Source organism: Bacillus sp. FSL R5-0397 (genome assembly GCF_038593395.1).
In the GTDB taxonomy this organism is placed as follows: Bacteria; Bacillota; Bacilli; order Bacillales; family Bacillaceae; genus Bacillus; species Bacillus altitudinis.
Map to the genome: position 1 here is coordinate 2,493,427 of NZ_CP151992.1, position 25,917 is coordinate 2,519,343.

At 42.7% G+C, this 25,917-nt stretch carries 23 protein-coding genes and 1 riboswitch; of the genes, 2 read left to right on the top strand and 21 right to left on the bottom strand.

What is annotated here, in order from left to right; genetic code table 11:
• Positions 1-83: 83 nt before the first annotated feature.
• From NSQ70_RS12765 to NSQ70_RS12785, 5 genes are all read right to left on the bottom strand, one after another.
• The gene (locus tag NSQ70_RS12765) at positions 84-800 is read right to left on the bottom strand and encodes a biotin--[acetyl-CoA-carboxylase] ligase (protein WP_039166900.1); all 717 of its coding nucleotides are present in this window, start codon (positions 798-800) and stop codon (positions 84-86) included.
• Positions 801-871: 71 nt separating this feature from the next.
• Positions 872-1,330, bottom strand: coding sequence for a thioesterase family protein (locus NSQ70_RS12770; RefSeq protein ID WP_007501614.1), 459 nt, complete (start codon positions 1,328-1,330; stop codon positions 872-874).
• Positions 1,331-1,452: 122 nt separating this feature from the next.
• Entirely contained in the window at positions 1,453-2,217 is a 765-nt protein-coding gene (gene sdhB / locus NSQ70_RS12775) for a succinate dehydrogenase iron-sulfur subunit (RefSeq protein WP_008345969.1), read from the bottom strand.
• Position 2,218: 1 nt separating this feature from the next.
• Positions 2,219-3,979, bottom strand: coding sequence for a succinate dehydrogenase flavoprotein subunit (sdhA, locus tag NSQ70_RS12780; RefSeq protein ID WP_007501620.1), 1,761 nt, complete (start codon positions 3,977-3,979; stop codon positions 2,219-2,221).
• Positions 3,980-4,016: 37 nt separating this feature from the next.
• Positions 4,017-4,625, bottom strand: a complete 609-nt coding sequence (locus NSQ70_RS12785; RefSeq protein ID WP_007501622.1) for a succinate dehydrogenase cytochrome b558 subunit — start codon at positions 4,623-4,625, stop codon at positions 4,017-4,019.
• Between the two features lie 283 nt (positions 4,626-4,908).
• Between NSQ70_RS12785 and NSQ70_RS12790 the strand changes: the two genes are divergently transcribed.
• On the top strand, positions 4,909-5,352 hold the full coding sequence (locus tag NSQ70_RS12790) for a YslB family protein (RefSeq protein ID WP_008345974.1): 444 nt from the start codon (positions 4,909-4,911) through the stop codon (positions 5,350-5,352).
• 168 nt (positions 5,353-5,520) lie between these two features.
• On the opposite strand, the gene NSQ70_RS12795 is transcribed toward NSQ70_RS12790, so the two are convergent.
• From NSQ70_RS12795 to zapA, 15 genes are all read right to left on the bottom strand, one after another.
• Positions 5,521-6,756: an aspartate kinase gene (locus NSQ70_RS12795; protein ID WP_159144983.1), complete on the bottom strand. Its 1,236-nt coding sequence runs from the start codon at positions 6,754-6,756 to the stop codon at positions 5,521-5,523.
• A gap of 131 nt (positions 6,757-6,887) precedes the next feature.
• Positions 6,888-7,065, bottom strand: a riboswitch (Lysine riboswitch).
• Positions 7,066-7,126: 61 nt separating this feature from the next.
• The gene (uvrC, locus tag NSQ70_RS12800) at positions 7,127-8,899 is read right to left on the bottom strand and encodes an excinuclease ABC subunit UvrC (RefSeq protein WP_041506756.1); all 1,773 of its coding nucleotides are present in this window, start codon (positions 8,897-8,899) and stop codon (positions 7,127-7,129) included.
• A gap of 136 nt (positions 8,900-9,035) precedes the next feature.
• Complete coding sequence (gene trxA / locus NSQ70_RS12805) at positions 9,036-9,350, bottom strand: thioredoxin (protein WP_007501629.1); 315 nt, start codon at positions 9,348-9,350, stop codon at positions 9,036-9,038.
• A gap of 246 nt (positions 9,351-9,596) precedes the next feature.
• On the bottom strand, positions 9,597-11,075 hold the full coding sequence (locus NSQ70_RS12810) for an alpha-N-arabinofuranosidase (RefSeq protein WP_342502195.1): 1,479 nt from the start codon (positions 11,073-11,075) through the stop codon (positions 9,597-9,599).
• Between the two features lie 75 nt (positions 11,076-11,150).
• On the bottom strand, positions 11,151-12,128 hold the full coding sequence (locus NSQ70_RS12815; protein ID WP_017358243.1) for an electron transfer flavoprotein subunit alpha/FixB family protein: 978 nt from the start codon (positions 12,126-12,128) through the stop codon (positions 11,151-11,153).
• A gap of 44 nt (positions 12,129-12,172) precedes the next feature.
• Positions 12,173-12,946 carry an electron transfer flavoprotein subunit beta/FixA family protein gene (locus NSQ70_RS12820; protein WP_035391188.1) on the bottom strand — a complete coding sequence of 258 codons (774 nt, stop codon included), beginning with the start codon at positions 12,944-12,946 and terminating at the stop codon, positions 12,173-12,175.
• A gap of 31 nt (positions 12,947-12,977) precedes the next feature.
• Entirely contained in the window at positions 12,978-13,757 is a 780-nt protein-coding gene (locus tag NSQ70_RS12825; RefSeq protein ID WP_017358245.1) for an enoyl-CoA hydratase, read from the bottom strand.
• A 25-nt stretch (positions 13,758-13,782) separates the two neighbouring features.
• Positions 13,783-14,367: a TetR/AcrR family transcriptional regulator gene (locus tag NSQ70_RS12830; protein ID WP_024718637.1), complete on the bottom strand. Its 585-nt coding sequence runs from the start codon at positions 14,365-14,367 to the stop codon at positions 13,783-13,785.
• 174 nt (positions 14,368-14,541) lie between these two features.
• A complete protein-coding gene (locus tag NSQ70_RS12835) occupies positions 14,542-16,251 on the bottom strand; it encodes an AMP-binding protein (protein ID WP_342502196.1) in 1,710 nt (569 codons plus the stop codon).
• A 100-nt stretch (positions 16,252-16,351) separates the two neighbouring features.
• The gene (locus tag NSQ70_RS12840; protein WP_046344177.1) at positions 16,352-16,807 is read right to left on the bottom strand and encodes an Imm63 family immunity protein; all 456 of its coding nucleotides are present in this window, start codon (positions 16,805-16,807) and stop codon (positions 16,352-16,354) included.
• A gap of 162 nt (positions 16,808-16,969) precedes the next feature.
• Positions 16,970-17,374 carry a DUF350 domain-containing protein gene (locus NSQ70_RS12845; protein ID WP_007501637.1) on the bottom strand — a complete coding sequence of 135 codons (405 nt, stop codon included), beginning with the start codon at positions 17,372-17,374 and terminating at the stop codon, positions 16,970-16,972.
• Positions 17,375-17,388: 14 nt separating this feature from the next.
• Positions 17,389-19,746 carry an endonuclease MutS2 gene (locus tag NSQ70_RS12850; RefSeq protein WP_024718639.1) on the bottom strand — a complete coding sequence of 786 codons (2,358 nt, stop codon included), beginning with the start codon at positions 19,744-19,746 and terminating at the stop codon, positions 17,389-17,391.
• A gap of 21 nt (positions 19,747-19,767) precedes the next feature.
• Positions 19,768-21,480 (bottom strand): DNA polymerase/3'-5' exonuclease PolX, encoded by a 1,713-nt coding sequence (gene polX / locus NSQ70_RS12855; protein WP_178930442.1) that lies wholly within the window; start codon positions 21,478-21,480, stop codon positions 19,768-19,770.
• Positions 21,481-21,594: 114 nt separating this feature from the next.
• Positions 21,595-22,128: a CvpA family protein gene (locus NSQ70_RS12860; protein ID WP_008345997.1), complete on the bottom strand. Its 534-nt coding sequence runs from the start codon at positions 22,126-22,128 to the stop codon at positions 21,595-21,597.
• A 7-nt stretch (positions 22,129-22,135) separates the two neighbouring features.
• Positions 22,136-22,393, bottom strand: a complete 258-nt coding sequence (gene zapA / locus NSQ70_RS12865) for a cell division protein ZapA (RefSeq protein ID WP_008345998.1) — start codon at positions 22,391-22,393, stop codon at positions 22,136-22,138.
• A 134-nt stretch (positions 22,394-22,527) separates the two neighbouring features.
• Here zapA and rnhC point away from each other — a divergent pair, with 134 nt between their 5' ends.
• Positions 22,528-23,451 carry a ribonuclease HIII gene (rnhC, locus tag NSQ70_RS12870; protein ID WP_138278842.1) on the top strand — a complete coding sequence of 308 codons (924 nt, stop codon included), beginning with the start codon at positions 22,528-22,530 and terminating at the stop codon, positions 23,449-23,451.
• A gap of 41 nt (positions 23,452-23,492) precedes the next feature.
• Here the strand turns inward: rnhC and pheT are convergent, their stop codons facing one another.
• Positions 23,493-25,907: a phenylalanine--tRNA ligase subunit beta gene (gene pheT, locus NSQ70_RS12875; protein WP_039168856.1), complete on the bottom strand. Its 2,415-nt coding sequence runs from the start codon at positions 25,905-25,907 to the stop codon at positions 23,493-23,495.
• Positions 25,908-25,917: the final 10 nt, after the last annotated feature.

Genomic DNA, 25,917 nt, shown 5'->3' on the forward strand with positions numbered 1-25,917 from the left:
TTTCAGTGTGAAGATCTTAAAGCAACTCCGTTCTAACACCGAATGCAACGGTTTGTCTACACACTAATCGAACGAGAAATTGTCTACTTGGGTGGTGCATCAATATCTCCTGCTGAATGGGCTTTTATATGTCCTTGATCATCTTTTAACTGAATATGACCATAACGGTTCACACCACAGCAAATCCCTTCCTGCCATGTTTGCTTTTCACGATCTAATGAAATACGAAGCGGTTGATTCAGCCGATATAATCGTTTGTTATAGAGGGCTGTGAGGGCTTCAAATCCTTCCATTTGCCAGCGTGCATGGTATTTTTCAAAGGCCGCTGCCAAATCTTTCACTAGCTGGTCCGCTTTCACCTCAGTCAGTTCTGATAGGCAAACGGTTTTATACGGAACGTGCTCCGGCTTTGTCTCTACATTGATGCCCACACCGATGTAAATGGCGCTGCGGTCTGCTTCAATTAATGTGCCAGATACTTTCGCTTCATTAATCAATAGATCATTTGGCCATTTGATCGCCAGCTGATCATCTTTTCTCATGAGTGGTTTGAGTACATCATAAATGGCGAGTGCCGTCAGCGGGGCAATCGTTGATTGGGTGGAGATATCTACTGGCGGTTTTACTGTCATCGTGACAGCTACATTCCCTGTAGGCGTTTCCCACGGTCTGCCAAGCCTGCCTCTCCCTGCTGTCTGCTGCCGGGCATATACGGCAAATGAAGGGGCTTCTCCTTGCTGAATAAGCCTTTTCGCTTCATTATTTGTACTATCAATGGTGTCGTATTGAAAAATCTTCATGTGCTCTCCTTTGTTTCTTCTTCATTATGATTCTTTTATTATAACAAAATGAAGCATTCACCCGTGATTCTTTAATGTCGCTGGGCCTGAAAAGTCTCTTTTTCCTCTTCTGTAAACGGTACAGGGGCACCGGTGTCTTTACTTATTTGCACCATGGTGACTGAGCCTGTAAAACACGGTTCTTGCTGTTCATTTTCTCCTAAATAATGAAGGATGAGAGAGCTTGATCCAACCTTTTCTGGCTTTACATACACACGCAGCCTCTCACCGATTTCCACTTGCTTGATGTAATCACATTGAAGGTTTGCCACGACCGTAATCGTCTCTCTCGCTCGCTTCATTCGTTTATCTACAATTCCCGTTTTTTGAAAGAAGGCAATCCGTGCCTCTTCAAAATACACAAACGGGGTGACATTGTTCATGTGACCAAACATATCCGTTTCTGAAAAACGGACGGTTGTTTCCACATAAAAACGAAACGATGCCCTCCACTCTTCAAACGGCTCTTCAATATATGACGGCAGCCTCATTTGATCCACTCCTTATTCGCAAACAAAACGCCTCTCCCGTATTGGAAGAGGCGTTTGTTATGTTTTGCATCCAGCCTCTTGTAAACACTCATCATGATTGGCAAGGAGGACTGAATGTGATGTTATTCTGCGTGATCGCTTCCGAAGAAGTTACGGAAAGCTTGTAAAGTTGTATCTCGGTTAAGTGCTGCAATTGATGTTGTGAGCGGGATTCCTTTCGGACAAGCCTGCACACAGTTTTGAGAGTTCCCGCAGTTTGCAAGACCACCGTCACCCATAATTTCTTCTAAACGGTCAGACTTATTCATTGCACCTGTCGGATGTGCGTTAAATAGACGAACTTGTGAAAGCGGTGCAGGGCCCATAAAGGAAGACTTATCATTTACGTTTGGACAAGCTTCAAGGCAGACACCACATGTCATACACTTTGAAAGCTCATACGCCCATTGACGCTTTTTCTCAGGCATTCTTGGTCCAGGCCCAAGATCATATGTGCCATCGATTGGCACCCATGCTTTGACTTTTTTCAATGAATTGAACATACGGCTTCGATCAACCTGCAAGTCTCTCACAACCGGGAAAGTTTTCATCGGCTGAAGACGAATCGGTTGCTCTAGCTTGTCAATTAGTGCTGTACATGACTGGCGAGGCGTTCCATTAATGACCATGGAACAAGCGCCACATACTTCTTCAAGACAGTTCATGTCCCAGTTAATAGCCGTTGTTTTTTCACCTTTTTTATTGACCGGGTTACGTCTGATTTCCATGAGTGCGGAAATGACGTTCATATTCGGACGGTAAGGGATTTCGAATTCCTCATCATAAGGCTTGCCATCTGCTGTATCTTGACGTGTGATAATAAATTGAATCGTGTTTTTTTCACTCATCTTATTTCTCCACCTTTTTCTTCGAGTAATCTCGTTTACGAGGTGCAATTAACGATACATCGACGTCCTCATAGTGGAATGCAGGTTTTTGGTTTTTCCCTTTGAACGTAGCCATCGTTGTTTTTAGGAATTCTTCATCGTTTCTTTCTGGGAATTCCGGTTTATAGTGTGCGCCTCGGCTTTCATTCCGGTTGTAAGCCCCAATCGTAATGACGCGTGCCAGCTGAAGCATGTTGTCAAGCTGACGCGTGAAGGCAGCGCCTTGGTTGCTCCATGAAGCTGTATCGTTGATGTTAATATGCTTATAGCGCTCCATTAGTTCTTCGATCTTCTCATCTGTTTTTAAGAGCTTCTCGTTGTAACGAACCACTGTAACGTTGTCCGTCATCCATTCTCCAAGCTCTTTATGAAGCACATATGCATTTTCTGTGCCATCCATGCTAAGGATGTTGTCCCATTTCTCCTGCTCTTTCTTCACGGCACTGTCGAATGTTGCAGATGATAAATCTTCTGCAGACTTTTCAAGACCGCTAATGTATTTCACAGCATTTGGTCCAGCAACCATTCCGCCGTAAATCGCAGAAAGCAATGAGTTTGCACCAAGTCTGTTTCCGCCGTGCATAGAGTAATCACATTCTCCTGCAGCAAACAAGCCCTTGATATTCGTCATTTGATCATAATCAACCCATAATCCGCCCATTGAATAATGAACAGCCGGGAAAATTTTCATCGGAAGCTTACGCGGGTCATCACCCATGAATTTCTCATAGATTTCAATGATTCCGCCAAGCTTAATATCTAGCTCTTTCGGATCTTTGTGAGAAAGATCAAGGTATACCATGTTCTCTCCGTTGATCCCAAGCTTTTGCTCAACACATACGTCGAAAATTTCACGCGTTGCAATGTCACGCGGTACAAGGTTCCCGTATGCTGGGTACTTTTCTTCAAGGAAGTACCAAGGTTTTCCGTCTTTATATGTCCAAACACGTCCACCTTCACCACGAGCTGATTCACTCATGAGACGCAGCTTGTCATCTCCTGGGATCGCTGTTGGGTGAATTTGAATAAATTCTCCATTAGCATAATGAGCACCTTGCTGATAAACGATCGATGCAGCTGATCCGGTATTAATCATGGAGTTCGTTGATTTACCGAATACGATACCAGGGCCGCCTGTTGCCATGATGACAGCATCTGAACGGAAGGATTCGATTTCCATTGTCGTCAAGTTCTGTGCGACAATGCCTCGGCATACTTCCTCGTCATCTAAGACAGCGCCAAGGAATTCCCAGCCTTCATATTTCGTCACAAGACCCGCTACTTCATAGCGGCGAACCTGCTCATCTAGTGCGTATAATAACTGCTGACCTGTTGTCGCACCAGCAAATGCTGTACGGTGGTGCTGTGTTCCCCCGAAACGGCGGAAGTCCAGTAATCCTTCTGGTGTTCTGTTAAACATTACACCCATACGATCAAGTAAGTGGATAATGGACGGCGCTGCTTCACACATTGCCTTTACTGGCGGCTGGTTAGCTAAAAAGTCTCCGCCATATACCGTGTCATCAAAATGCTCATAAGGTGAATCTCCTTCACCTTTTGTATTGACCGCTCCGTTAATTCCGCCCTGTGCACAAACAGAATGCGAACGTTTCACAGGTACGATTGAAAATAGTTTAACAGCTGTTCCCGCTTCTGCTGCTTTGATAGTTGCCATGAGACCAGCTAAGCCGCCTCCGACAACGATGATGCTAGAATTACTCATTGTAGCCCCTCTCCCTCTTCTACTAATCTATTTCCTCTTAAACAAAAGCGAAAATTGCTCTTAGCCCTACATATGAAAGCGCTATAAATATACCTAATGTCACATATGTGGAGATTCTTTGTGAGCGTGGTGAAACTGTAATTCCCCAGCTGACAGCAAATGACCACAAGCCATTAGCAAAGTGGAAAATAGTAGATAAAACGCCGACAATATAGAAACCTAGCATAAATGGAGAGCTTAAAATATTCGCCATCATGTCATAGTTTACTTCAGCTCCAAGCTGCGCTTGTATGCGTGTTTCCCATACGTGCCAAGTGACAAAAATCAATGTGATGATACCTGTAATCCGTTGCAGTCTGAACAACCAGTTTCTTAAGTAACTGAAGCGAGACGTGTTGTTTTGTGCCGTAAAGGCTATGTACACCCCATAAACAGCATGATAGATCAGTGGTAAGAAAATCACGAACAGCTCAAGTGCATATCTGAATGGAAGCTGTTCCATAAAGTGTGCAGCTTTGTTAAACGCCTCTGGTCCATTCGTCGCAAAGTGGTTAATCACTAAGTGCTGTACTAAAAATAGACCGACCGGAATGACGCCAAGCAAAGAATGCAATCTCCGATAAAAAAATTCTTTGTTCCCCGACATTACTTTACCCCCTAGTAAAAAAAGTGCAATTGCTTGAAAATTGTCTTACCCCCGCTTCTTTCAATTGTAAGCACTTTATTCAAATTTATTGACAATTTCATTTTACTCCTATGTCAAAAAAGCGTCAAGAAACCGCGTACATAAATTAAAATTTTCCGAAATTTAAAAGTTTTAAATCAAAATTCGTTTTACTACAATAAGAATTTCTTAGACTTCAGGGAAAACTCTGTCATCATATGCCCACATAAGCTATAATAAATTGTTGAAAGAGGGGAGCCATACAATGAATAAATTCGAATCTAACTTAGAACAGCTAAAAGAAATTGAAGTCAATGGATTTGCCTACGAGCTGATACGCGAAGTTCTGCTGCCTGACATTCTTGGTCAGGATCATTCATCTATGATGTATTTTGCGGGTAAACTGCTTGCTCGTAAATTTCCTCAAGAGTCATGGGAAAAGATCCCCGAATTTTTCCATGATGCCGGATGGGGAACTCTCACGATGGTCCATTCTAAAAAACAGGAAATTGAGTTTGAGCTCGAAGGTCCACTTGTATCGAATCGACTCAGCTATCAAAAGGAGCCATGCTTTCAAATGGAAGCAGGTTTTATCGCTGAACAGATTCAGCTTCTCAATGAGCACGTGGCTGAATCCTATGAACAAGTAAAAAAGCGTGCTGATAAAGTCATTTTAACCGTTAAATGGGATTTAAGAGACCCTAGCTAACACTGCTTATGAAAGGCGAGGACTTCGTGTCACGCCTTTTTTATATCCCCTTCTATCATAGCACAGTTGGCGTACCGGTTTACGCATGTTTTTCTTTCTTCATATGCTGATGATTTCCAATATAAAAAAGAGGTGTATCTTTTTATGGAATACACCTCTTTTGAAGATTTAAGAATGAGCAGCGGCGCTCACCTTTGATAATTCAAACGCATCATGAAGGGCTTCTACAGCTTTCACCATATCTTCACGATCAACGACTGTTGAGACTTTAATCTCAGACGTACTGACCATTTTCACTTGAATGTCTTTTTGAGCTAACACAGCGAACATTTCAGCCGCAACGCCTGGGTTTGAAACCATACCAGAACCCACGATGGATACTTTGGCTAATTTGCTTTCTGTCTCAATCTGCTCATAACCAAGCGCACCTTTGTATTCTTCTAATACTTCAACTGTTTTAGACAAATCATCCGTTTTCACAGAGAAAGAGATGGAGGTCTGATTGGTGCTTGTGACAGACTGAATGATGATATCGACATTGATATTTTGCTTTGCAAGTGTCGTAAAAATAGTTGACAGCGTTGTTAAACCACTTGAAAGGCCGCATACCGTCACGCGTGTCATCTGATCTTCAAATGCAATGCCTCTTACAATTAAATTTTGTTCCATGGATGATTCCTCCTCAATTAACGTACCCGATTCATTTTCAATACTAGAACGGACTTCTAGTGGGATTTGATAATTTTTCGCAAATTCGACCGCTCTCGGATGCAGCACACCTGCTCCTAAATTGGCTAACTCAAGCATTTCATCGTATGAAATTCCTGCAAGTTTTCGCGCAGACGGTACATAACGAGGATCTGTTGTAAACACACCTGGTACGTCCGTATAAATATCACATTTGTCCGCTTTGAGTGCCGCAGCTAGTGCCACTGCTGTCGTATCTGATCCACCACGCCCAAGTGTTGTAATATGTAGATCATCCGCAATTCCTTGGAAACCTGCTACAACGACGACTTTTCCCGTACTCAGTTCTTCTTTGATTCTTGCTTCATCGATGTCCACGATTCTTGCATTTCCGTGCACCTTCTCTGTTTTCATCCCAGCTTGCCAGCCTGTAAAGGAAATGGCATCATAACCTTTTGCTTGCAGTGCCATCGCTAATAATGAAATGGTCACCTGCTCACCAGTTGTCAGTAGCATATCCATTTCTCTTTTGCTTGGATCATCTGTGAGTTCTTTCGCTAGGTCTACTAGAACATCCGTTGATTTGCCCATCGCAGACACAACCACGACCACATCATTTCCTGCCTCGCGTTCAGCGATGACTCTCTCTGCGACATTGCGAATTTTTTCTGTCGATCCAACAGAAGTTCCACCAAATTTTTGTACAATTAGTCCCATGTCTACCACCCTTTTTCAAAAGATCACGTGTGAGAGAAGAGGCTGCGGAGACTGCTCTGTTCACTGCAAATAAAAAAGCAATGAGAGAACAAATCTCCCATTGCTTTAAAATCATCATCAAACGATGCAAACAATGAGATAGCCCTCCAAGAAATACATTCTTGACAGCCCTACATTTCTTCAATGTACAGCCAGCGAATAAAATGAGTGGATTTTATTCACTTCGGCGACGCTCCCCTTTCAGCCCTCTTCCTAGATCCCCTCGATCTCTGAAGGCTTACTCTTGAAGTTCGCACCTCTATCTTCAACAAACAACACGTTCATTTATTAAATTAGTCACATCTTAACAGACTTTTGGAAAAAGTACAATCTATTTTTTTAATGCCTCCATTAAAAGTTCAGCCGTTTGTTTCGGAATACCAGCGTCCTGAAAATCCTGGATAGAGGCTTCTTTCATCTTTTTCACAGAGCCAAAATGTTTAAGTAACTGCTTTTTGCGCTTTTCCCCGATACCTGGGACATCGTCTAGAATAGACTGGAATGCATTCTTCCCGCGCAACTGCCGATGAAAACTAATCGCAAATCGGTGCACTTCATCTTGAATACGCTGCAATAAATAAAAGGCCTGACTATTTCGTTCGAGCGCAACAATTTCAAGCGTATCACCCATCATAAGATTCGATGTCCTGTGTTTTTCATCTTTCACAAGACCTGCCACAGGAACAGACAGATTTAATTCATTTTCGAGCACATCTATGGCTGCGTTGATTTGTCCTTTTCCTCCGTCAATTAAAATCAAATCAGGAAGCGGCAGTTCATCCTTTAACACACGGGTATACCGCCTTCTAATGACTTCACGCATGGAGGCATAATCATCGGGGCCCTCAACGGTTTTAATTTTGTATTTTCGGTATTCCTTTTTATACGGCTTCCCGTCTTGGAAGACAACCATAGCGGATACGGGGTCTGCTCCTTGTATATTGGAGTTATCAAACGCCTCAATCCGGTATGGCATATAAATATTGAGTGCATCGCCAAGCTGCTCCACTGCACCAATTGTCCGTTCTTCATCACGCTCTATAAGCGAGAACTTTTCTTTGAGAGCGATTTTGGCGTTTTGGTGGGCGAGTAAAAGCAAATCCTTCTTCTTTCCTTTTTTCGGCTGATGAACATTCGTTTCAAGCAATTGCTCAATCATCTCTTGATCGACGCTGTCCGGCACCAAAATTTCTTTCGGCAGAAAATGGTTGTTCTTCTCATAAAACTGCCCCATAAACGTGAGAAATTCTTCCTCAGGGTCTTGATACATCGGAAATAGGCTGACATCACGTTCGATTAATTTCCCCTGTCTGATGAAGAAGACTTGGACACACATCCAGCCCTTATCATAAGCATAGGCAAACACATCACGATCGGATAAGTCACTCATCGTCATCTTTTGCTTTTCCATCGTTGAGTCAATGTATGCGATTTGATCTCTCAGCTCTTTTGCCCGCTCAAATTCTAATTGTTCGGCCGCTTCTTGCATCTTTTCTGTTAATTCTTTCTTGATTTGCTGATGCCCTCCATTTAGAAACCTTGTGATTTCGTCGACGAGCTGTTTATTCGTTTCTTCAGAAATGTCATACACACACGGAGCAAGACATTGCCCAAGATGATAATAAAGACAGACTCGGTCAGGGAGTGTCGCACATTTTCTAAGTGGATATAAACGGTCGAGCAGCTTTTTCGTTTCTCTTGCTGCTTGTACGTTCGGATATGGACCGAAGTATTTCCCTTTATCCTTTTTCACATTGCGAGTGACAATCAACTTAGGATGACGTTCATTCGTAATTTTAATAAAAGGGTACGTTTTGTCATCCTTGAGCATGACATTGTATTTCGGGTCATATTTTTTGATTAAATTCAGCTCTAAAATAAGTGCCTCAATATTTGAAGAGGTGACAATGTATTCAAAGTCTTCGATTTCACTGACAAGCCGCTGCGTTTTGGCATCATGAGATCCTGTAAAATAAGAGCGGACCCTATTTTTTAATACCTTTGCCTTTCCCACATAAATGATCGTATTTTGTCTATCTTTCATTAAGTAACAGCCTGGTTGATCAGGTAAGACTGACAGCTTTTCTTTGATCAATTTGTTCATTTTTTCATCCGTCCTTGTTTTCCTCTTTCACTCCTTCTAGTGTATCACGAACATTTGTTTTATACCACGATGAAAGAAAAGCGGCTCTCTATACGAGAACCGCTTTTGAGATCATGCCACGTGGGCATAGATCGGTTTATAGATGTTTGTTTACAAGCTCAGCTAGTGCTTCTTTTGGTTTGAAACCAACAGACGTTTCGACGACTTCACCGTCTTTTAAAACAAGAAGTGTTGGGATACTCATAACGCCGTATTTACCAGCAGTTTCTTGGTTATCATCCACATCAATTTTTACAATTTTCATTTTATCGCCCATTTCTTGATCAAGTTCTTCAAGAACTGGAGCAATCATTTTACAAGGTCCGCACCAAGGTGCCCAAAAGTCTGCAAGAACAACACCTTCTGCAGTTTCTTGTGAAAATGTTGCGTCAGTAGCTTTTACGATTGCCATTATTCATTCCTCCAATGTAAATTATGCTTTTTAGTATAGCATCTACCAATGTGACTTGCGAATGAAATGCTTACGAATCATTTTTTATGAAATGAATTAAAAAACAAACCGTATGATCGCACCAATAACAACAATCGCACCAATGATCATCAGAATGGTTCTAAGCATATGACATGACTCCCTTTCCGCTTCATTTACAATGTATGATGCCCCAACATTCTTCTCATCAAACATTGAAATATGCGATCAAGCCAGATCGACGGTCAACATTACAACCGACATAGGCGGCAGATCAATAGTCAGCTCGCCGTGCTTAACAGCAAATTGCCGAAAGTCCGCAGGCTGAACGGAATGAGGATCATCGAACGTGTTGTGCGCATTCATCCGATCTGCAGTCAGCACACGGCCAGTGACCTTCGTTTTTGCATCGATTCCCTCTATCGCAAGAGATACGTCTGCTTTTTCATGGGGATTCACATGACAGAAACTAATATGCATCTTGTCAGATGACCGCGAGGCTGACACACTGACTTGAGGGATTTTTTCACCCCGGCGTTCATATGAAGGGGCATTCAATTCTACTTCAAGCGCTTCTTCTTCTTGATGCACTTGAAACATGTGAAATACATGATAGGTAGGTGTCAGGAGCATCTTTTCGTCCTGCGTTAACACCATCGCTTGCAGCACATTGACGGTCTGGGCAATATTCGCCATATGAATCCGCTGGCAATGGCGATGAAAAATATGAAAATGCAAGGCACAGACTAGAGCATCTCTTAATGTGTTTTGCTGATACAAAAACCCTGGATTTGTCCCCGGTTCTGGATCATACCATGTCCCCCATTCATCAATAATCATCCCGATTCGCTTGTCTGGGTCATAACGATCCATGATCTCTCCGTGTTCCACGACAAGCCGCTCCATTTCAGACGCCTTTTTCAGCGTTGTAAACCACTCATCCTCATCAAAATCGGTCGCTGACCCTTTCTTCTCCCATGTTCCTGGGACCGTATAGTAATGCAAACTGAGCCCATCCATCCAAGGCGCTGCACGCTCCATTAATACTTTTGTCCAATTCACATCATTTGAATTCGCACCGCATGCGATTTTGTAAATGCGCTGACCAGCAAATTCTCTCACATACGTTTGGTAGCGTTTATATAAGTCTGCATAATACTCTGGCGTCATATTTCCACCACATCCCCAGCTTTCATTGCCTACACCAACATACGTCAGCTCCCACGGTTCTTGTTTTCCATTTTGAATCCGCCAATCCGACATAGGTGTCCCTTTAGGAAATGTGATATATTCAATCCATTCTGCTAATTCTTGAACAGAACCGCTTCCAACGTTTCCACAAATATAAGGCTCACATTCAAGTAATTCACACAGTCTCATAAATTCATGTGTACCAAACGCATTTGATTCAACGGTGCCACCCCAATGAGTATTCACCATCGGCTTTCGTTCACTCAGATCACCGACGCCGTTTGCCCAATGATACTCGTCTGCAAAACAGCCGCCCGGCCACCTCAGCACCGGGATATGTAAAGCTTGAAGTGCCTTTAGTACATCGGTACGTATCCCCTCAATATGGTCAATCGATGAGTCTTTCCCTACCCAAATGCCGTCATAAATTCCTCTTCCTAAATGCTCTTGAAAGTGTCCATAGATGTGTTTAGAAATGCGTCCAATCACTTCATTCACTTTTACTGTCCCATTCACTTGTAAACCGCTCCTTTGTTTCGTGATGACATACAAAAAAACCCAGAATACCTAGGCATTCTGAGTGTATGAGCGTTAAGAATGGATATTCATCTTTTTTAACTCTTCATTTAAAAGCGGAACGACTTCGAATAAGTCACCGACAATTCCGTAATCGGCAATTTTGAAGATTTCAGCTTCTGGGTCTTTATTGATCGCAACAATGACTTTACTGTTGGACATACCGGCTAAATGCTGAATAGCCCCTGAAATCCCGCAGGCAATGTAAAGGTCAGGTGTGACGACTTTACCGGTTTGACCAATTTGCAGGGCATAATCGCAGTAGTCAGCGTCACATGCACCACGCGAGGCACCGACTGCTGCGCCAAGCGTTTGGGCAAGTTCTTTCAGCGGTTCAAAGCCTTCTTTGCTCTTGACTCCCCTGCCTCCTGCGACAATGACCTTCGCTTCAGATAAATCTACACCTTCTGATGTTTTTTTAATGACTTCCTTCACGATCGTTCTTAGGTTTTGAATATCGACAGAAACTGGCGTCACTTCTCCGCTGCGTGACGCATCACGCTCCAGCGGTGCCACGTTGTTTGGACGGATAGTAGCCAAAAGCAGACGATCTGTTGAAATGACTTTTTCAAAAGCTTTTCCTGAATAAATCGGTCTCGTGAAAACAAGATGTTCACCGGTAACGCTTACATCTATTGCATCTGAAATTAAGCCTGTTTGCAGGCGTGCAGCTATTTTAGGTGACAAGTCTTTTCCGATCGATGTATGACCGAAGAGCACTGCATCAGGATTGACTTGATCTAATATTGCCTGAAGCGCCTGCGCAAAACCATCAGACGTATAATAAGAAAGATGCGGGTGCTCGACGATCATCACATGATCCGCTCCATAATAAAGCAGTTCATCCGCTTGGTCTTTGACGTGATCCCCTATTAAAACGCCAATCACTTCACCGCCATCAGCCACCTCGTGAGCGGCAGCAATCGCTTCAAACGTCACATTTCTTAATTTACCGTCACGACTTTCTCCAAGTACAACAACTTTTTTACTCATCCTTTAAGCTCCCCCTTGTTCTCGTGATATCGTAAAGTGGATGTTTAGATGACTTTTGCTTCATTTCTTAGCAGGTCTGTCAGTTCCTTGACCTGATCCTGAAGCTCGCCGCTCAGCACCTTGCCACCCTCTTTTTTCTCCGGTAAGAAACGTTCGATTGTTTTGATTTTATATGGCACATCGTCTTCATCTAAATCTAGATCGTCTAATTCTAATTCTTCTAAAGGCTTTTTCTTTGCCTTCATGATTCCTGGTAACGATGGATAACGAGGCTCATTGAGACCTTGCTGCGCGGTGACCACTAGCGGGAGCTCGGCAGAAATCACTTCCACATCACCCTCTGCATCTCGCTCAATTGAAGCTGAGCCGCCGTCGATTTGAATACTTGTAATGGTTGTGACATATGGAAAGCCGAGTAATTCAGCAAGACGCGGGGCCACCTGTCCAGACCCGCCGTCAATCGCTACATTCCCTGCTAAGATCAAGGAAGCTTCTTTATCTTTGAAATAGTGATATAGAATCGTAGAAGCGGAAAATTGATCCCACTCCTCCAAATCATCTTCAACATTTAATAAAACGGCTTGATCGCAGCCCATTGCAAGTGCTGTTCTAAGCTGTTTCTCCGCATCTTCATTGCCAACTGTCACGACCGTTACTTCTCCCCCGTGCTCATCCCGAAGCTGAATCGCTTCTTCAATTGCGTACTCATCATAAGGATTAATAATGAACTCTGCCCCATCTTCTTGAATAGCACCAGACTGAATAGAGATTTTCTCTTCCGTGTCAAACGTACGCTTCATTAAAACAAAAATATTCATTCATTTCTCCCCCTTGTGTCGTACTAATCCCTTATTCCCCTTTAAAATTCGGTTTACGCTTTTCGATAAAAGCTTGGATGCCTTCTTTGGCATCATTCGACTGAAACACCTCAGCAAACTTTTTGGCTTCCAGCTTCATTCCGCCATCATATGAGTACACTTTTGTCGCATTCAATAACTCAAGCACATACTCAAGTGTTTTAGGGCTTTTCGCTGCAAATTTCGCCGCCAATGTTTTGGCTGTTTCCAGCGCTTCTTCTTCTGTTTCCGCAAGTTTTGAAACAAGTCCGCAGGCAAATGCTTCTTCTCCTGTAATCGGCTCAGCTGTTCCCATCATTTCAAGTGCTTTAGCTGATCCAACGTAGCGAGGCAGGCGCTGCGTTCCGCCGAATCCTGGGATAATACCGAGATTTAATTCCGGCAGTCCCAGCTTTGCATCTTTTGTTGCGATTCGAATATCACACGACATCGCCAACTCAAGCCCGCCGCCTAATGCTGCCCCGTGAATGGAAGCAATCACCGGTTTTGGACATTGTTCAATTCGTTCAAACACTTGCTGTCCTCTGTCTGCAAGGCTGGCATAATCAGACTCTTCCTGCAAGGTCGTAAATTCTTTAATATCAGCACCTGCTGAGAAAAATCTACCTTCTCCATGAATGACAATAGCTCTCACTTCACTGTTTTGTTCAAGCTGATCAAACATGTCGTTTAGTTCAGTGAGAAGCTGAGAGGATAAGGCATTTGCAGGTGGGTGTTGAATCGTGATGAGTGCTGTCTGTTCGTCTTGGTGTAAGCTAAGTATTTTTTCCATGTCAATCATCCTTTTTCAATTGTCTTTAAGATTGATGTATTCCGTTTAAGAGAAGATCATGTACACTTTCTGCGAGTGCAGGCAGGTCATACTTTTGATCATTCATGACCCATGTTGTAGCGGTTTCGTCAATCGTCCCAAATACCATTTGTCTCGCTAAGCGGACATCTAGATTTTGTCTAAATTCTCCTGTCTTCTTTCCTTCGGCTAAAATGGAGTCTAGCATATTTAAATACCCTTTCAGCACCTCATTGATTTTTTGGCGCAGTTCAAGGTTTGACTGCCTGAGTTCAAGCTGTGTCACAAGGGCCAAATGATGGTCTTGAGATAGCAAGCGAAAGTGTTCTCGAATGAGGAGAAGAAGCTTTTCTTTGGCAGACGGTTTCTTTTGAATATCTGTTTCCATCCGTTCGATGAATTGTCCCATTTTTTCTTTGAACAACGAGATCAAAATGTCCTCTTTGTTTTTGAAATAGAGATAAATGGTTCCGTCTGCTACCCCTGCTTGTTTGGCAATCTTTGAAACTTGTGATTGATGGTAGCCGTTCTCTGCAATCACCACAACGGCTGCATCAATAATTTGCATGTACTTCGGTCTTTTCTGCTTCAATGTGCTTCGTCCCTTTCTAAATTGAATGAGCATTCATTCATAACTTTATGTTAAAAAGAAACGAGTGATTTGTCAAGTGATGTTCTTCTTTCTTTTCAACCTTTAGCATACCAGAGCAGACACGTACAATTCAAATCATCCGGCCGCTTGACCGGATGATGCTGGTTCATTCTCTCATCGATCGACTGGTTCTTCTGTTGAAGATGATTGCTTTCTTTTTTCTTCTTCAATTAACACTCTGCGCAAGATTTTCCCTACAGCCGTTTTAGGCAGTGATTCCTTAAATTCGTAGACACGCGGCACTTTAAATGAGGCAATTCTTGTTCTAACAAAACGATCCAGTTCATCCTCTGTTACATAGGCATCCTTTTTCGGGACAACAAAGGCTTTTACTGTTTCCCCTCTATACGGATCTGGAATACCCGCCACAACCACTTCTTGTACAAGCTCATGCTCATAAAGGGCTTCTTCAACCTCTCTTGGGTAAATATTATAGCCGCTCGCGATGATGACATCCTTTTTCCGGTCTACGATATAGAAAAAACCATCCTCATCCATATACCCAATGTCTCCTGTGAAAAACCAGCCGTCTCTTAACACTGCCACTGTCTCCTCCGGCTGATTCCAGTATCCTTTCATGATTTGAGGACCTTTGACGATAATCTCTCCGTGCTCATATGGCGCTTTGAGTCCACCCGTTTCTTCACAATAAATACCGGCATCTGTATTCGGCCAAGGGCACCCGATACTTCCTATTTTGTTCGCTCCCCATAAGAAATTGGCATGAGTGACAGGAGAAGTTTCTGAAAGTCCATACCCTTCCACCAGCCTTCCTCCTGTTAGTTTTTCAAAACTCTGTTTGACTTCAACAGGAAGAGCAGCCGATCCGCTTAAGCATGCGGTGATGGATGATAGGTCATACTTTTCAATATTCGGATGATGAAGCAGGGCAATATACATCGTTGGCGCTCCTGGGAACAGCGTCGGTTTCTGTTTTTCAATGGTCTTCAAGGCATCCGCTGCATCAAAACGCGGAAGAAGAATCATTTGATGACCTTCTTTGACTGCAAGGTTTAGCACGGTCGTCATGCCGTATACATGAAAGAACGGAATGATCCCAAGAATCCGCTCTTTTCCACGGTTCGTTTTATACATCCATGATGTACACATTTCTGTATTGGCTACTATATTTTCATGTGTGAGCATGACCCCTTTTGGTAAACCGGTCGTTCCGCCTGTATATTGCAAAACTGCGACATCCTCTTTCGGTTGAAAGGATATTTGCGGAATCCGTTCTCCTGACGATTCTTTCATGATCTGTGAGAAATGATGAATGGTCTCACTCTTCTCCACTTGGATGACCATGTTGTTTTTCCTTCGCTGGACAATCGGAAACAATATGTTTTTCGGAAATGGCAAGTAATCTTGTAATTTTGTGATGATCAAATGTTCCATACTTGTCAGCGCTTTCATTTTATAGGCCTTTGGATACAGTAGATCGAGAGTGATCAGCACCTTAGAGCCGCTGTCCTCCATTTGATATTCCAGTTCTTTCTCCGTATAAAGCGGATTGGTTTGAACGACAATGCCGCCTGCAATTAAAACCGCATAATAAGAAATCACCGATTGCGGGCAGTTTGGCAGCATAATCGCTACTCTGTCGCCTTTTTTGACACCGATGTCAATCAAGTGACTGGCTAATTTCAGTGCATCTTCTTGTAACTGCTGGTAGGTGATGTTTTTTCCTAAAAAATGAATGGCTGTATGCTCAGGTGCTGCCTCTGCGGAGCTGAATAAGTAAGATTGCAACGTTTCATTTGGGATGGTGAGTTCGTGGGGAATTTGATTCGGGTAATGCAGAAGCCAACGTTTATCTGACTGCATAAAAACCCTCCTTCCTGAACTTTCGTACTATTTTATTATAGCAAACTTTTCCTTATGGCTGTTTGCTTTTTTCAAATCGAGCTCGTTCCATGACACATCTTCATTTTTTCGCCGGTGTTTCTATAGAGGCTCTTTTCCCTTCATGATGCCACTTTTCGTATAATCCACCGATCGCACGAAATGACTCATGGACTCTCTCCACAATCTGTTTATGGATACTAGGATCATTAGGTAAATGTGTGTGGATGTTGTCCACTTGATATTGTCTCATCATGTCTAGATACACAGTTAGAAAGATGGTGTCTTCTAAAATCCAATAAATGACTTCATCCGCCTCTTTTGTTCTTTTATGAAGCACTTTAATCCCTCGTTCATATTGAATAAGAATATAGCCGGCTGGATCAATTTCAATATAGGGGCTCAAATCATCAAAAAAACCAGTCGTTTGAAAAGGACGTGCAATATACGGTTCATATATGTCTTGGGGAAGAGATGTCTTTTTGAGACAACTGTCAATGCGCTTTATGAGTTCGTCTTTTTGCAAGATTTGATTCATTCTGATTCGCCGCCTTTGATGAGTGAAAAGCTGTCAAGGTTTTCCCTGACAGCTTTCTAGAATGTATTCTTCATTTTACAGGAACATGTAAACAGCACCAATAACCGCAAAAGTGCAGGCAACTACAATTAATACTTTGGCTAGTTTTTCCATGTCGTCTCCTTAAATGCCGGCTGCTACTACATAAGACAGCCCAACAGAAATAATGAGTGAAATAAACCCGACCGCTCTATTATCATTCTCAATCTCTTTGTCTACTTTAAATCGTGGTGTTAAAAATTCAAAAATGAAATAGCTGACGAGCAGCATCACAAAGCCGTATACGCCCCATCCGACCATTTGAAGAAGCGAGTTGTGCTGGGCGATGGAATGCTGAAAGACATTGGCAATCCCAAAAATCTTCCCGCCGGTTGCCATAGCAACAGCTAAGTTCCCCCGCTGAATCTCTTCCCAGTTTTTATAGGAGGTCACGAGTTCAAATATGGTAAGAAATAAGACAAGACATAGGACGGCCACGCTGTAATAGGCGGCAATTTCCACAAGTTCATTTTCCCAAAAGGCTTTCATGCGTTTTCTCCTTTTTACTTTAATTCGACGATGGTGACGCCTGATCCTCCCTCGCCTTGTTCTCCAAAACGAGCATTTTTTACACTACGGTGCTGTTTTAATAATTCCTGGACCCCTTTTCTCAAGGCGCCAGTGCCTTTACCGTGAATGATCGACACGCGCGGATAGCCAGCTAAGACGGCATCATCTAAGTATTTCTCGACTCTGCTTAAGGCATTCTCATAACGCTCTCCTCTTAAATCAAGCTCAAGTGATACATGATAGTCTTTTCCTTTGACCGCCGTGATGGCTTTCTCTTGTTTAAATTCCGGTGCTGATTTGATAAATTCCATATCTTTTTCTTTTACTTTCATTTTTAGAATGCCCATTTGGACACTCCATTCTTTGTTACCCGTTTGTTCGATGAGCGTTCCTTTTTGGCCAAACGTCAGCACTTTGACTTCATCGCCTGGCTTTAGCTGTCTTGCTGCTTTTTTCACTGGCTCTGGTTTTTTCTTACGGTCAAACTCAGGGACAGCTTCTTCAAGACGCTTTCTCGCATCAATGAGTTCATGTTCTTTGAATGAACGATGCTCACTTTTAATGGACCGAAGCTCTTGAATAATCTCTTCTGCTTCTTTTGTTGCTTGTTCAATTTTTTCTGCCGCTTTTTGTTCAGCTTCTTCCAGCAGTTTGTCCTTTTGTTCATTCCATTCAAGGATTTGTTTTTGCAGTTCTTTATGGAGCTTCTCTGCTTCTTTTCTATAGAATTCCGTCTCATGCAGTTCTTCTTCTGCTTGTTTTTTGCTGTCTTCTAATGAAGCAATCATCTGATCGACTTCATTATGTTCTGCGTGCATATCTGCTTTTGCACGGTCAATTAAATGATGAGGCAGTCCTAGACGCTTGGAAATTTCAAATGCATTACTTCGTCCCGGCACCCCGATGAGCAAGCGATATGTAGGGGATAAGGTTTCAATATCAAACTCTACACTCGCATTTGTGACGCCTTCTCGGTTATACCCGTATGCCTTCAGCTCAGGATAGTGAGTCGTTGCGATGACGCGCGCATTTGTTTGATGAACTTCATCTAAGATGCTCATCGCAAGTGCTGCACCTTCAGCAGGATCTGTTCCTGCACCTAATTCATCAAATAACACGAGTGAATTAGACGTCAAATGCTTTAAGATATCCACAATATTGACCATATGAGATGAGAAAGTACTCAAGCTCTGTTCAATAGACTGCTCGTCTCCAATATCAGCAAAGACTTGATCGAATACAGCCACTTCTGATCCTTCTTCGACTGGAATATGAAGACCTGCCTGCGTCATCAGCGTAAGAAGTCCGAGTGTTTTTAAAGTGACGGTCTTACCGCCTGTATTTGGACCTGTGATGACGATCGTAGAAAAATCTTTCCCTAGCTCAATATCATTTGCCACAACCTGATCTCGGGGCAATAGGGGATGTCTTGCCCGTTTTAAATAAATCTCCCCTTGGTTATTCACAGTAGGTTTTGTGGCTTTTTCTGCTTTTGCATATTTGGCTTTGGCGAAAATAAAATCTAATGTCTGAAGTTCATTCACATTATGAAGCAATTCATCAATGTGCTCTGACACACTCGCTGTCAGCATTTGCAAAATCTTTTCAATCTCTTGCTTTTCTTTTAGGCGAGTTTGCTGCAAGGTGTTATTTAAATCTACGACCACCTGCGGCTCAATAAAAAGAGTTGCGCCTGAAGAAGATTGATCGTGAACAATCCCTCCATAATTCGAGCGGTACTCTTGTTTTACGGGAATGACAAACCGATCATTACGAATGGTCACAATGGTGTCTGACAGCATTTTCGAGGCAGATTGTGAACGAATCATTGATTCTAATTTATCTCGTACTTTTGATTCTAGTGATCGTAACTGCGTTCGTATGGTGCGGAGGGCTGGCGTTGCATGATCAAGCACTTCTCCATTATCACCAATACAGCTTTCGATTTCTTTTCTCACGTCTGGCAGTAAAATCAGCGATTCTGCATATGTATGAAGACGGGGTATCTCTACTCCGTCCTCATACATAGAGGCGAGAAAGTGCTTCATGTTTTTTGTGGTATATAACAGCGCCGCAATTTCCATCAGCTCAGAAGGGCTTAATATACTGCCTATTTCTGCTCGTTTGACTCCTCGTCTAATATCCGTTAACCCGCCAAATGGCGCAGATCCTTTTAAACGAATCACATCTTGCGCTTCTGCTACCTCTTCTAGCAGATGCTGAATGCTCTCGATATCTGTGAGTGGTATTAAGTCCTGCGCTTTTTCTTTCCCTAAAGTCGAAGCAGTGTAGGACATGACTTTTTCTTTTACTTTATGAAATTCTAATGATGCTAACACTTTTTGTTGCAGCATGGTCCAGCCTCCTAACGACTACCTGTCACGCGTTAAAAACTTTTTCATCTCATTGAGTGAAAATGTATTCACGACATTTGCTTTTGGTGTCCATCCTTTTCTTGCAGCTGTGACACCGACGTCCATATGATCGAGCATAGCGATGTTGTGTGCATCTGTATTGATCATGATGTTCACACCCGCTTCGTTTGCTTTCATTAAATGCTCTGTTTTTAAATCAAGTCTTGACGGGTTGCTGTTGAGTTCCAGTGCAGTGCCCGTTTTTTTCGCAAGCTCTATGAGCTGATCAATATTTAAGGCATAGCCGTCTCGTCTACCGATCAAACGGCCAGTTGGATGGGCAATTAAATCCACATGCTGATTATTCAAGGCATTTTCTAGGCGCTCCATAATGACTTCCTCCGGCTGAGAGAAGCTAGAATGAATAGACGCAATGACAAAATCCATGTCTGCTAGAAAGTCATCATCATAATCTAACGATCCATCCGGCAGAATATCCATTTCGACCCCTTTGAAAATGTGAAAATGCTCGAATTCTTGATTCAGCTTGTCAATTTCTTTTGCTTGCAAACGCAAACGTTCTTTTGTTAAACCGTTTGCTACTTTTAAATATTGTGAGTGGTCTGTGATCGCCATGTATTCATAGCCTTTTGCGATACATGCCTCTGCCATTTCGCGAATAGAAAAAGCGCCATCACTCCATGTCGAGTGCATATGAAGGTCGCCTTTGATATCTTTTCGGTCTACAAATTGCATACTTTCTTTATACGAATCAATCTCTGCTCCGGTTTCACGAATTTCTGGCGGAATGAGCGGTAGTTGGAAATGTGCATAAAAAGCGCTTTCGTCTTCAAATGTTTTCACATCCCCAGTTTCGATCGTTTCAACCCCATATTCACTAATACGCTCACCGCGCTCCTTCGCAAGCTGTCGCATACGAATGTTATGATCTTTTGAGCCAGTGAAATGGTGCAGCGTTGTTGCAAATTGGTCTGTTGTCACAAGCCGGAAATCTACACTGATTTCAAAATCAAGTGCAAGCATGACCGATACCTTCGTATCACCGCTCGCAATGACATCTTTGACATCATCAAGAGCAACAAGTTGTTCTCTCACTTGTTCAGGATTATCAGTCGCAATGATGTAATCTAAATCTTTGACTGTTTCACGCGCACGTCTTAAACTGCCCGCTCTTGAAAAACGGATGATTCCCTCCATCTGTTCCAGCGCATGATCAATTCGTTCTGCCACATCTAATGCAAAACCAATTGGCAGTCGTTCTGGCTGCTTTCCCGCCTCCTCAAGAGCGGCAAGAATCTTTTCTTCTGTTTTTTTGCCAAACCCAGCAAGCGTTTGTACTTTTTCCGCTTCACATGCTTCTTTTAAAGACTGTGCATCGTGAACACCAAGCTCTTGGTAGAGCTTAGCAATCTTCTTCCCGCCGAGTCCTTGCAATTTTAAGAGCGGGACAAGTCCTTCAGGCACTTCTTTTTTTAATTGTTCGAGTGTTTCAGACTGTCCTTTTTCGATATACTCTGTGATCACAGCAAAGGTTCCTTTTCCAATGCCGGGTAATGCTAATAGGTCATCTATTTGAGAAAGACTGCGGTCATCTTGTTCCAGTGCCGCAGCTGCTTTACGAAAGGCAGAAATTTTAAAAGGATTATCTCCTTTTAGCTCCATATAGACTGCAATTGTTTCAAGAAGTTTGATAATATCTTTTTTATTCATCTCTCATCCTCCAGCCGCTTTGGCATCTTCCTATATAAATATACAAACTTTCCCTTCATCCTACAACTTTCTGTCATGGAATGAGAAAAAACTTCTCCAAGAAAGGAGAAGTTCTTAAACTCCATACGTCGACCAGAGGTCTTTGACAAGACCGGACAGGTAAGGGGTGCTATTTACGATCACATCTGCTAACATTGATTTGCTCATCATGGTTTGAAGCGCATCGACTGGAAGTAATGCAGCCACAAACAATAGAATAAACACAAATAGATAGGTTTCAAGAAATCCTAAAACAGCGCCAAGCAGTTTGTTGACCTGTTTAATCACAGGGATACTTGCAATGGTTGTGAGCAATCCGCCGATGATAGCGAGCAGGATTTTGGTCAAGATAAACAGAATGATAAACGCAATGGTATTATAATAAGCTGTTTCTAGATTCCCACTAAAGAAAGCGAGCTGCGCTTGACCGCCGCTAAAATTAGGTGCTGGAATCCACGTAAGCTGTGGTGCAAGTGACTGATAAAACATAGAAGCCACTAAAATAGAAACAACAAAGCTAATCAATTTAATAAATTGAAGAATAAACCCGCGTTTTAGACCGACAAGCGTTCCCATAAGAAGCAAAAACAAAATGATGATATCGATCACGGTAATTTCATTCCTTTTCTTTTAGATGAAGCTCTAGTTTTTCGTATTGCTCTTTTAATTTCAAGTAGTCGTGGACGACATTGACTGCTGTCAGTACAGCTAATTTGTTTATATCAAGGTATGGATTTTTTTCATTGATTTCTCTCATTTTATCATCAACAATTGAAGCAACATGTCGCATATGCATCTTCGTTTCTTGGCCGATGATCGTATAGGACTGTCCGTAAATCTCAACTGTTGTTTTCGTTTTACCGCCGTCAGACAACGTTTCTCCTCCATTCCACGAGAATCCTAGTCTCTATCATAACATGTTTAGACATTGAATGGAAAGACGAGCCCTTCCCTGTTATGGTACACTTTAGAAATCAATGATATCAAGGTAAAAAGGAGTTATCCACTGTGCCCCAATCCGTCTTAAAAGCAACATCAGAAGACATGAAAAAAATGAAGAGCGTGTACGCTCAGCATTTAACTGACATTTTGCCGCCAGGCGCTCTTTTTCAAGCAAAGGTTCCCGGCTGTACGATTACAGCCTACAAATCTGGAAAAGTACTGTTCCAAGGACAAAAGGCAGAAGCTGAAGCGAGTCAGTTCAACCATTTACAAGCAGCTGAAACAAAAAGCAAAAAAACACCATCCATCACACAGTACAGCCCACCACCCGGCATTGCTTCCATGTCGGTTATTGGCTCAGATGAGGTCGGTACTGGCGATTATTTTGGACCCATTACGGTCTGTGCGGCTTATGTTGATTCCAGTCAGCTTGCTCTCATGAAAGAGCTCGGGGTGAAAGACTCAAAAGGACTAAAAGATCCGCAGATTATCAACATTGCCAAAGACTTGATCAAAACCATCCCCTTCAGCCTTCTCGTGCTTCGGAATGAAAAATACAATGCGATGCAAGAAAAGGGCATGAGCCAAGGGAAAATGAAGGCACTGCTTCATAACCAAGTCATCACCTCCGTGCTAGAAAAACTGGATGGCAAGAAACCAGAAGCCATTCTCATTGACCAATTTGCCGAACCAGGCATTTATTTCAGGCACCTTGCGGGGAAAAAGATCATTCGGGAGCGTACATATTTTAGTACGAAAGCAGAAGGCATCCACTTATCGGTTGCTGCAGCTTCTATTATTGCAAGGTATGCTTTTTTAATTGAAATGGATAAATTATCAAAAGCAGCGGGCTTTGACATTCCAAAAGGGGCCGGTCCGCATGTTGACAAAGCGGCAGCAAAGCTGATGAAACAGCACGGCGAAGAGGCTTTACGCCAATTTACAAAACTTCATTTTGCCAACACCCAAAAAGCGAAAAAATGGTTATAATCAAAAAAGAGCTATCGCGCATAAAGCGATAGCTCTTTTTATTATCCGCGCAAGACGGCTTGATACGTATCTTCTAATGCTTTCAATACGTTTGTATGAACAGCCGTGACTTCTTCCTCGGTCAACGTTTGTTCTGGGTTTAAATATTGCAGAGAGAATGCAACAGATTTCTTGCCTTCTTCCATATGCTCACCCTCATACACATCAAAGACGGAAAGGTCTGTGAGCAATTGGCCGCCAGCTTCATAAATGACTTGCTCAAGCTGTCCGCTTGAAATATGCTGATCTACGACAAGTGCGATGTCTCTTGTCACTGCTGGGAATCTCGGAATAGCCGTATATTTCATATCCTCTGTTTCAGACGTCATTACATCTGTTAAATCAAATTCAAATACATACGTTTCTTTTAAATCTAATTCCTTTTCCACTACTGGATGAAGTGCAGCTACAAAGCCAATCACTTTTCCATTTAAATGAACATCGGCTGTACGTCCTGGGTGAAGGCCCTCACGCTCTGCTTGAACATACGTGATCTCTTCTGATACACCAAGCTTTTCAAACAGCCCTTCTGCAATACCCTTCGCTACATAAAAATCGACAGCTTTTTTCTCGCCCTGCCAAAGATTTTTATGCCAAAGACCTGTTAACGCACCTGCCACATGCTCTTTCTCTACTGGTTTTGCGCCTTCCGTTTCCGCTAAGAAAACAGAACCTGTTTCGTAAAAGGCAAAAGAATCAGCTTGTCTTGCTAAGTTATATGCGACAGAATCAAGTAAGTTTGGCAGAAGGCTTTGTCTCAGCACACTGCGTTCCTCACTCATTGGCAGGGAAAGTCTTGTTTGATAAGCTGAATTTAAAGCAAAGGCTGTGGACTTATGCTGATTCGTTAATGAATACGTAATCGCTTGAGAAAGCCCTGCGCCCTCTAAGAAACGTCTCACCTTTCTGCGCTTCACTTGGTATGGCGTGAGACCGCCAACGGTACCAGCTGTCGCAGGCAGTGTAGATGGAATATTGTCGTATCCGTATAATCTCGCGACTTCTTCAATGAGGTCCTCTTCAATCGTAATATCCATTCTGCGGGAAGGAACCGTTACGACAAGCACATCATTTGATTCACCCACAGTAAAGCCTAGTTTGTTGAAAATCTGAATCATATCTTCTTTTGAAATGCTCATGCCAAGCACCTTGTTCACACGCTCAGTTGATACGTGGATGACATTCATACTTGTTTCAAGGTGGTTTTCCTCAACTGTACCACTTAGCACTTCGCCACCTGCATACATACTGATCAATTGCGCTGCTCTTTCGGCTGCTGATTTCGTCCGCTGCGGATCGAGCCCTTTTTCAAATCGTGTGCTTGATTCACTGCGAAGCCCTAAGTCTCTAGATGCTTGACGGACGGTTTGACCGTTGAAATATGCCGCTTCTAAAAGAATCGTTGTCGTCTCATCACGCACCTCTGATTCAAAACCGCCCATGACACCTGCAACAGCATGCGCTTTTGTGCCATTTGTAATGACAAGATGCTTCGAAGACAATGTACGTTCTTGTTCATCCAGAGTTTGAATCATTTCATTTTCAGCCGCTTTACGAACGACCACCTGCTTTGAACCAAACCGGTCATAATCAAAGGCATGTAGAGGTTGACCGTATTCAAGTAAGACAAAATTCGTAATATCCACGACGTTGTTAATTGGGCGGATACCTGCATTCATCAATCTTGTTTGCATCCAAAGTGGTGCTGGTCCAATCTTTACATTTTTAATGATCTTCGCTGCATAAAGTGGATTCGCTTCTTGATCCTCAATTTTAACAGAAATATAGTCTGCTGCTTTTTCAGAAGAAGTGTCATGCGCTGTATCAGGAAGCTTGATGTCTCTCCCTAAAATGGCAGCAACCTCATAAGCCACTCCTAGCATATTAAGGGCATCGGCACGGTTTGGTGTTAAGCCAAGTTCAAGTACCGCGTCATCTAATTGAAGCGCTTGAAGGGCATCATCTCCTGGTTTCACGTCATTCGGGAAAACAAAGATACCTTCTGCATATTCTTTTGGTACGAGCTTGCTCTCTACGCCTAATTCTTGCAGAGAACAAATCATGCCATGAGACTCTTCACCGCGCAGTTTTGCTTTTTTAATTTTAAAGTTTCCAGGAAGGACTGCACCAACCGTTGCGACGGCCACATGCTGTCCTTTATCCACATTTGGAGCCCCACATATAATTTGCACCGGTGCGTCTTCGCCGATATCAACAAGACATTTGTTTAATTTATCCGCATTCGGATGCTGTTCACGTTCAATGACGTGTCCAACGACAACACCTTTGATGCCTTCGCCTTTATACTCAACGGCTTCCACTTCAATTCCGCTTCTTGTGATTTTCTCTGCTAATTCATCCGGCTGAATGCCTTCTAAATCGACATAGTCCTCTAACCATTTATATGAAACAAACATGTTGATTTCC